6 protein-coding genes are annotated in these 7,268 nt (G+C 71.1%); 3 read left to right on the top strand and 3 right to left on the bottom strand.

Going from position 1 to position 7,268, the window contains the following annotated elements; translation table 11 throughout:
- Both GL263_RS17615 and hemW read left to right on the top strand, forming a co-directional pair.
- The coding region (locus GL263_RS17615) for a DUF3097 domain-containing protein (protein ID WP_182856681.1) at positions 1–850 on the top strand (850 nt) is incomplete at its 5' end.
- Positions 851–960: 110 nt separating this feature from the next.
- Complete coding sequence (hemW, locus tag GL263_RS17610; RefSeq protein WP_182856680.1) at positions 961–2,193, top strand: radical SAM family heme chaperone HemW; 1,233 nt, start codon at positions 961–963, stop codon at positions 2,191–2,193.
- Between the two features lie 37 nt (positions 2,194–2,230).
- Here the strand turns inward: hemW and GL263_RS17605 are convergent, their stop codons facing one another.
- Together GL263_RS17605 and lepA are read right to left on the bottom strand one after the other, a co-directional pair.
- Positions 2,231–4,123 (bottom strand): AMP-dependent synthetase/ligase, encoded by a 1,893-nt coding sequence (locus GL263_RS17605; protein WP_182856679.1) that lies wholly within the window; start codon positions 4,121–4,123, stop codon positions 2,231–2,233.
- A 273-nt stretch (positions 4,124–4,396) separates the two neighbouring features.
- Positions 4,397–6,265, bottom strand: coding sequence for a translation elongation factor 4 (lepA, locus tag GL263_RS17600; protein ID WP_182856678.1), 1,869 nt, complete (start codon positions 6,263–6,265; stop codon positions 4,397–4,399).
- A 241-nt stretch (positions 6,266–6,506) separates the two neighbouring features.
- Between lepA and rpsT the strand changes: the two genes are divergently transcribed.
- Positions 6,507–6,773 (top strand): 30S ribosomal protein S20, encoded by a 267-nt coding sequence (rpsT, locus tag GL263_RS17595; protein WP_143645843.1) that lies wholly within the window; start codon positions 6,507–6,509, stop codon positions 6,771–6,773.
- A gap of 304 nt (positions 6,774–7,077) precedes the next feature.
- On the opposite strand, the gene GL263_RS17590 is transcribed toward rpsT, so the two are convergent.
- Positions 7,078–7,268: hypothetical protein (locus GL263_RS17590; RefSeq protein WP_182856677.1), on the bottom strand; the 191-nt coding region annotated here is incomplete at its 5' end.

Raw genomic sequence — 7,268 nt, 5'->3', positions numbered from 1 at the left:
CCCCTACCGACCGGACCTCACCCCGCCGTGGAAGCGCGACACCCCGGCCCCCGAGGTACCGGCCGAGCACGGACTGGTCGTCGAGGAAGTCGGCACCGGCTACTGCGGCGCGGTGGTGCGCTGCGAGAAGACCGCCGAGGGGTTCACCGTCACCCTGGAGGACCGCTTCGGCAAGCACCGCGTCTTCCCGCTGACCCCCCGCGGCTTCCTGCTCGAAGGGCGGCCCGTCACCCTCGTCCGCCCCCGCCCCGAGCGACCGGCGGCGACCGGGCAGCGGACCACCCCCGGCGGCCGGCGGCTGACCGCCTCCGGCTCGCTCGCCGTGCCCGGGGCGCGCGCCCGCGTGGCGCGCGCCGGACGGATCTACGTCGAGGGCCGCCACGACGCCGAACTCGTGGAGAAGGTCTGGGGCGACGACCTGCGCGTCGAGGGTGTGGTCGTGGAGTACCTGGAGGGCGTCGACGACCTGCCGGCGATCGTCCGCGAGTTCGGGCCCACGCCCGACGCCCGGCTCGGGGTGCTCGTGGACCACCTCGTCCCCGGTTCCAAGGAGTCCCGGATCGCCGCCCAGGTCGGCGGGGAGGACGTGCTGGTCGTCGGCCACCCGTTCGTCGACGTGTGGGAGGCCGTCAAGCCCGCCGCACTCGGCATCCCCGCCTGGCCCACCGTGCCCCGCGGCCAGGACTGGAAGACCGGCGTGTGCCGGGCGCTCGGCTGGGAGCAGAGCACCGGCGCCGCCTGGCGGCGGGTGCTCGGCGCGGTCTCCAGCTACCGGGACCTGCGCCCTGAGCTGCTGGGCGCGGTGGAACGACTGATCGACCACGTCACGGTCGGCCCCGGCGCGCCGTGATCCCGTCCGGCCCCCGTCCGTGAGGGGCCGACCCGCCGACCGCCAGGGCCGAACGCGAGGGGACGGACGGCGGCGGCACAGGGGGCGGGCGGATGCCGGACAATGGACGCATGCCATCCGCACTGCCCGAGGGCGAACCCGTGCCCGACGACGGGTCGCTCCCGCCCGACGCGCTCTCCGGCGCGGCGGACCGCCCGCTCGCCTTCTACCTGCACGTCCCCTACTGCGCCACCCGCTGCGGGTACTGCGACTTCAACACCTACACCGCGAGCGAGCTGCGCGGCACCGGCGGAGTCCTCGCCTCCCGTGAGAACTACGCCGACACCCTGGTCCAGGAGATCCGGCTGGCCCGCAAGGTGCTGGGCGACGACCCCCGCCCAGTCGAGAGCGTCTTCGTCGGCGGCGGCACCCCCACCCTGCTGCCCGCCGCCGACCTCGGGCGGATGCTGGACGCCGTCCGCTCCGAGTTCTCCCTGGCCGACGACGCCGAGATCACCACCGAGGCGAACCCCGAGTCCGTCGACCCCCGCTATCTGGCCGAGCTGCGCGCCGCCGGCTTCAACCGGGTCTCCTTCGGCATGCAGAGCGCCCGGCAGCACGTCCTGCGGGTCCTGGACCGCACGCACACGCCCGGGCGCCCCGAGGCGTGTGTCGCCGAGGCCCGCACCGCCGGCTTCGAGCACGTCAACCTGGACCTGATCTACGGCACACCCGGCGAGAGCGACGAGGACTGGCGGGCCTCCCTGACCGCCGCCGTCGAGGCCGGCCCCGACCACGTCTCGGCGTACGCGCTGATCATCGAGGAGGGCACCCGGCTCGCCCACCGCATCCGCCGGGGCGAGGTGCCGGCCACCGACGACGACGTGCACGCCGACCGCTACCTGATCGCCGAGGAACTGCTGGCCTCGGCCGGGTTCGACTGGTACGAGGTGTCGAACTGGGCCACCTCCGAGGCGGCCCGCTGCCGGCACAACCTGCTGTACTGGACGGGCGCCGACTGGTGGGGGGCCGGACCCGGCGCGCACAGCCACGTCGGCGGCGTCCGCTGGTGGAACGTCAAGCACCCCGCCGCCTACGCGTCCGCCCTCGCCCGGGGCCACAGCCCCGGCGCCGGACGCGAGGTGCTGCGGGACGAGGACCGGCGCGTGGAGCGGGTGCTGCTCGAGCTGCGGCTCGCCGAAGGCTGCCCGCTCGGCCTACTGCGGCCGGCCGGCGCCGAGGCCGCCCGGCGGGCCGTGGCCGACGGACTGCTGGACGCCGACGCGCACGCGGCCGGCCGCGCGGCCCTCACCCTGCGCGGGCGACTGCTCGCGGACGCGCTCGTCCGCGACCTGGTGGACTGAGGGCCGCGGACCGGCGTACCGGTCCGCGGCCCGCGCGTCAGTTCTCGCGGCTGCCGGCGTAGATCTCCTCCAGCAGGTGCCCGAACTCGCGCTCCACCACCGGGCGCTTGAGCTTCAGGCTCGGCGTCAGCTCGCCGTGCTCCACGTCCAGGTCGCGCGGCAGAATCCGGAACTGCTTGATCGTCTGCCACCTCTGGAGGCCGCTGTTCAGCTCCTCCACATAGCCCTCGACCAGCTTCCTGACCTCCTCGGAGGCCAGCACCTCGGAGTAGCTCTTCCCGGACAGGCCGTGATCCTCCGCCCACCCCATGATCGAGACCTCGTCGAGCGCGATCAGGGCCGAGCAGAAGTTCCGGTCCGCGCCGTGCACGAGGATCGTGGAGACGTAGGGGCAGATCGCCTTGAACCGGCCCTCGATCTCGGCCGGCGCCACGTACTTGCCGCCCGAGGTCTTGAACATGTCCTTCTTGCGGTCGGTGATCCGCAGGTAGCCGTCGTCGGACAGCTCGCCGATGTCGCCGGTGTGGAGCCAGCCGTCCGACTCCAGCACCTCGGCCGTCTTGTCGGGCAGGTTGTGGTAGCCCTCCATGACACCCGGGCTGCGCAGCAGCACCTCGCCGTCCTCCGCGATCCGCACCTCGCACCCGGGCACCGGCTTGCCGACCGTGCCCGTCCGGTACGCCTCACCGGGGTTGACGAAGCTCGCCGCGCTGGTCTCGGTGAGGCCGTAGCCCTCCAGGATGTGGATGCCGGCGCCTGAGAAGAAGTAGCCGATGTCCGGCGCGAGCGCCGCCGAACCGGAGACGCAGGCCCGGAGCCGGCCGCCGAAGGCCGCCCGCAGCTTGCCGTAGACGAGCTTGTCGGCGACCGCGTGCTTCATCCGCAGCCCGGCGGGGGCGGAGGCGGTACCGGTGCGGCGCTGGTTCTCCTGGGTGACCCGGCCGTACTCCCGGGCGACGTCGGCCGCCCACTTGAAGATCTTGTACTTGGCGCCGCCGGCCGCCTTGGCCTTGTTCGCGACCCCGTTGTAGACCTTCTCGAAGATGCGCGGCACCGCGGCCATGTACGTCGGCTGCACCACCGGCAGGTTCTCGATGATCTTGTCGATCCGGCCGTCCACCGCCGTCACGTGGCCGACCTCGATCTGGCCGGAGAGCAGTACCTTGCCGAAGACGTGCGCGAGCGGCAGCCACAGGTACTGCATGTCGTCCGGGCGGGCCAGCCCGGTCGCGGCGATCGCCTTGGCCATGTAGGACCACGCGTCGTGCCGCAGCCGCACGCCCTTGGGGCGGCCGGTGGTGCCCGAGGTGTAGATCAGCGTCGCCAGCTGGTCCGCGCGCAGCGAGTTGACGGTGTCCCGCACCGCGTCCGGGTGCTTCTCCAGGTACGCCTTGCCGCGCTCGATCAGCTCGTCGAGGGTGAGGACAAAGCCCTCGGGCTCGTCCGCGCCCCCGTCCGCCTCACCGTTCGGGTCGATCACCACGACATGGCGCAGGTCCGGCAGCTCCGCACGCCGCTCACGCACCTTGGCGAGCTGCTCGGCGTCCTCCGCGAACAGCACCCGGCTCTGGGAGTCGGCGAGGATGTAGGCGGTCTCCTCGGCGTTGGTGCTCGGGTAGATCGTGGTGGTCGCGGCTCCCGCGCACAGCACGCCGAGGTCGCAGAGGATCCAGTCGACCCGGGTGTTCGACGCGATCGCCACCCGCTCCTCGGCTGCGACACCCAGGTCCGTCAGCCCCGCGGCCACCGCGAACACCCGCTCGGCCGCCTCCGCCCAGGTGTAGGACCGCCACTCGTCGGGCCCGTCGCCGCCCGCCGCCGGCACGGGGTAACGGTAGGCCTCACCGTCCGGGGTGGCCTCGATCCTCTCCAGGAAGAGCGCCGCCACGGAAGGCGGTCGGTTGTTGATGTTGGACTGAGTGTCGCTCACGACATCCTCCGGGGCCCGCTACGTTGCTGGGGGGTGACTCACGAGTAACTCGGGTGGCTGATCAGAGTAAGGGCCCCGAGCCCGGTATGTAAGAGGCTGAGGACGAGGCATTTTCTGATCTCTTTACCCTACTCAGAGTAGGCATCCCGGCACGTCGGCGGCGGGAAGGCGGCGCCGGTCGGAGCGGGAGCGGGGCCGGTCGGAGCGGGAGACGACACGACGGCCGCACGGGTTCGCGCGGCCGTCGTGTCGGTGTCGGTGCCCGGCGCCGGGCTACTTCTTGCCCTTCGCCTCGCCGGAGCTGTCGTCGGTCGAGAGCGCGGCGATGAACGCCTCCTGCGGGACCTCCACCCGGCCCACGACCTTCATGCGCTTCTTGCCCTCCTTCTGCTTCTCCAGCAGCTTCCGCTTACGGGAGATGTCACCGCCGTAGCACTTCGCGAGCACGTCCTTGCGGATCGCGCGCACCGTCTCGCGGGCGATGACACGGGAGCCGATGGCCGCCTGGATCGGCACCTCGAACTGCTGACGCGGGATCAACTCCCGCAACTTGGAGGCCATTCGCACGCCGTACGCGTACGCCTTGTCCTTGTGCACGATCGCCGAGAACGCGTCGACCTTGTCGCCGTGCAGCAGGATGTCGACCTTCACCAGCGCGGCCGACTGCTCACCGGTCGGCTCGTAGTCCAGCGAGGCGTAACCGCGCGTCTTGGACTTCAAGGCGTCGAAGAAGTCGAAGACGATCTCCGCGAGCGGCAGCGTGTAGCGCAGCTCGACCCGGTCCTCGGAGAGGTAGTCCATGCCCTGGAGGGTGCCCCGGCGGTTCTGGCACAGCTCCATGATCGCGCCGATGAACTCGCTCGGCGCGAGCACCGTCGCACGCACCACCGGCTCGTGCACTTCCGCGATCTTGCCGGTCGGAAACTCGCTCGGATTGGTGACGATGTGCTCGACACCGTCCTCCATGACCACCCGGTAGACCACGTTGGGCGCGGTCGCGATGAGGTCCAGGTTGAACTCGCGCTCCAGGCGCTCCCGGATCACCTCCAGGTGCAGCAGGCCGAGGAAGCCGACGCGGAAACCGAAGCCCAGCGCCGCCGACGTCTCCGGCTCGTAGACCAGCGCGGCGTCGTTCAGCTGGAGCTTGTCGAGCGCGTCCCGCAGCTCCGGGTAGTCCGAACCGTCCAGCGGGTACAGCCCGGAGAACACCATCGGCTTCGGGTCCTTGTACCCGGCCAGCGCCTCCGTCGCCCCCTTGTGCTGCTGGGTGATCGTGTCACCCACCTTCGACTGGCGCACGTCCTTCACGCCGGTGATCAGATAGCCGACCTCGCCGACGGACAGACCGTCGGCCGGCGTCATCTCCGGCGAGCTGGCCCCGATCTCCAGCAGCTCGTGGGTGGCGCCCGTCGACATCATCTTGATGCGCTCGCGCCGGCCCAGCGTGCCGTCGACGACCTTCACGTAGGTGACCACACCGCGGTAGGCGTCGTAGACCGAGTCGAAGATCATCGCGCGCGCCGGCGCGTCCTTGACGCCCTCCGGCGGCGGCACCAGGCGCACCACCTCGTCCAGCAGCGCCTCGACACCCTCACCCGTCTTAGCCGAGACCTTGAGCACGTCCCCCGGGTCGCAGCCGATCAGGTGCGCCAGCTCGGCGGCGAACTTCTCCGGCTGCGCGGCCGGCAGATCGATCTTGTTGAGCACCGGGATGATCGTGAGGTCGTTCTCCATCGCCAGGTAGAGGTTGGCGAGGGTCTGCGCCTCGATGCCCTGCGCCGCGTCCACCAGGAGGATGCACCCCTCGCAGGCGGCGAGCGAACGGGACACCTCGTAGGTGAAGTCGACGTGCCCCGGCGTGTCGATCATGTTCAGGATGTGCGTGGCGCTCTCGCCGCCGGAGGGGGCCCACGGCATCCGCACCGCCTGGGACTTGATCGTGATGCCGCGTTCACGCTCGATGTCCATGCGGTCGAGGTACTGGGCGCGCATCTGCCGCTGCTCGACGACACCGGTCAACTGGAGCATCCGGTCGGCAAGAGTCGACTTGCCGTGGTCGATGTGCGCGATGATGCAGAAGTTGCGAATCAGCGCCGGGTCGGTGCGGCTCGGCTCGGGCACGTTCGATGGGGTCGCGGGCACGCGTGGTCCTGTCGGGGTCATGGCTTCGGGTCGCTGCTGTCAGCCCTATGCTCCCATGAGTGGCACCTCCAGAGCTGATTGGGAGGGCCCCGCCCCCTGCTGCTACGCTGGGCGACTGCGTCCCATGGGCACCCCTACCGTCGACACGGCGGTGAACGTCGACACGGCGGTGAACTCCGCCGGCACGACGGAGGTGACCGGACACGAGACAGCATTCCCGAACCTCCAGAAGGCTTCTTTCGTGGCGAACATCAAGTCCCAGATCAAGCGGATCAAGACCAACGAGAAGGCCCGCCAGCGCAACAAGGCGGTCAAGTCCGAGCTGAAGACCGCGATCCGTCGCGTCCGCGAGGCCGTCGCCGCCGGTGACGCCGAGAAGGCCACCGCCGCCGCCCGCACCGCCTCCCGCAAGCTCGACAAGGCCACCAGCAAGGGTGTTCTGCACAAGAACAACGCGGCCAACAAGAAGTCGGCCCTCGCCCGCAAGGTCGCCTCGCTCCAGAAGTGATCCCCGGGGCCGGTGCGCCCCGACGCCGCGCGGTCCACGGCCCCCTCTCATCGCCGTGACCGACGGCCCGCACCACGGCGCCACGCGCGACACCGTCCGAGCCCTCTACTCGACGGCGCGTGAGCCCACGGACCGGACTCCCGTCCTGACGGGAGTCCGACACAATGCGTGTTGTTCGCCACAGCACTGTTGCGACGCCCCGGAGGCCCCGCCTCCGGGGCGCTCTGCTTGCCACGGCGAGCGGTCCGCCTAGCGGTCCTGCCCGACCGCGCTTGCCCTGACCTGGATTGTTGTGGACAGGCTGTTACCGACCGGCGGGATCCGCCGGACCGTGCGCGGGTAGGTTGGGCCCATGTCCATACCGGGGGAGCAGCCCAACCCTTACGTCGGGCCCCAGCAGGCCGGCCAGCCGCAACACCAGGCCCAGCCGCAGCACGCCCAGCCGCAGCCGCAGCCGCAGCCGCAGCCGCACAACCCTTACGCGCAGTCCGCCAC

The sequence above is a fragment of the Streptomyces durbertensis genome, assembly GCF_014156695.1.
Lineage (GTDB): Bacteria > Actinomycetota > Actinomycetes > Streptomycetales > Streptomycetaceae > Streptomyces > Streptomyces durbertensis.
The sequence above is the reverse complement of the archived record's forward strand: the minus strand, read 5'-3'. Positions and strand labels throughout refer to the sequence as shown.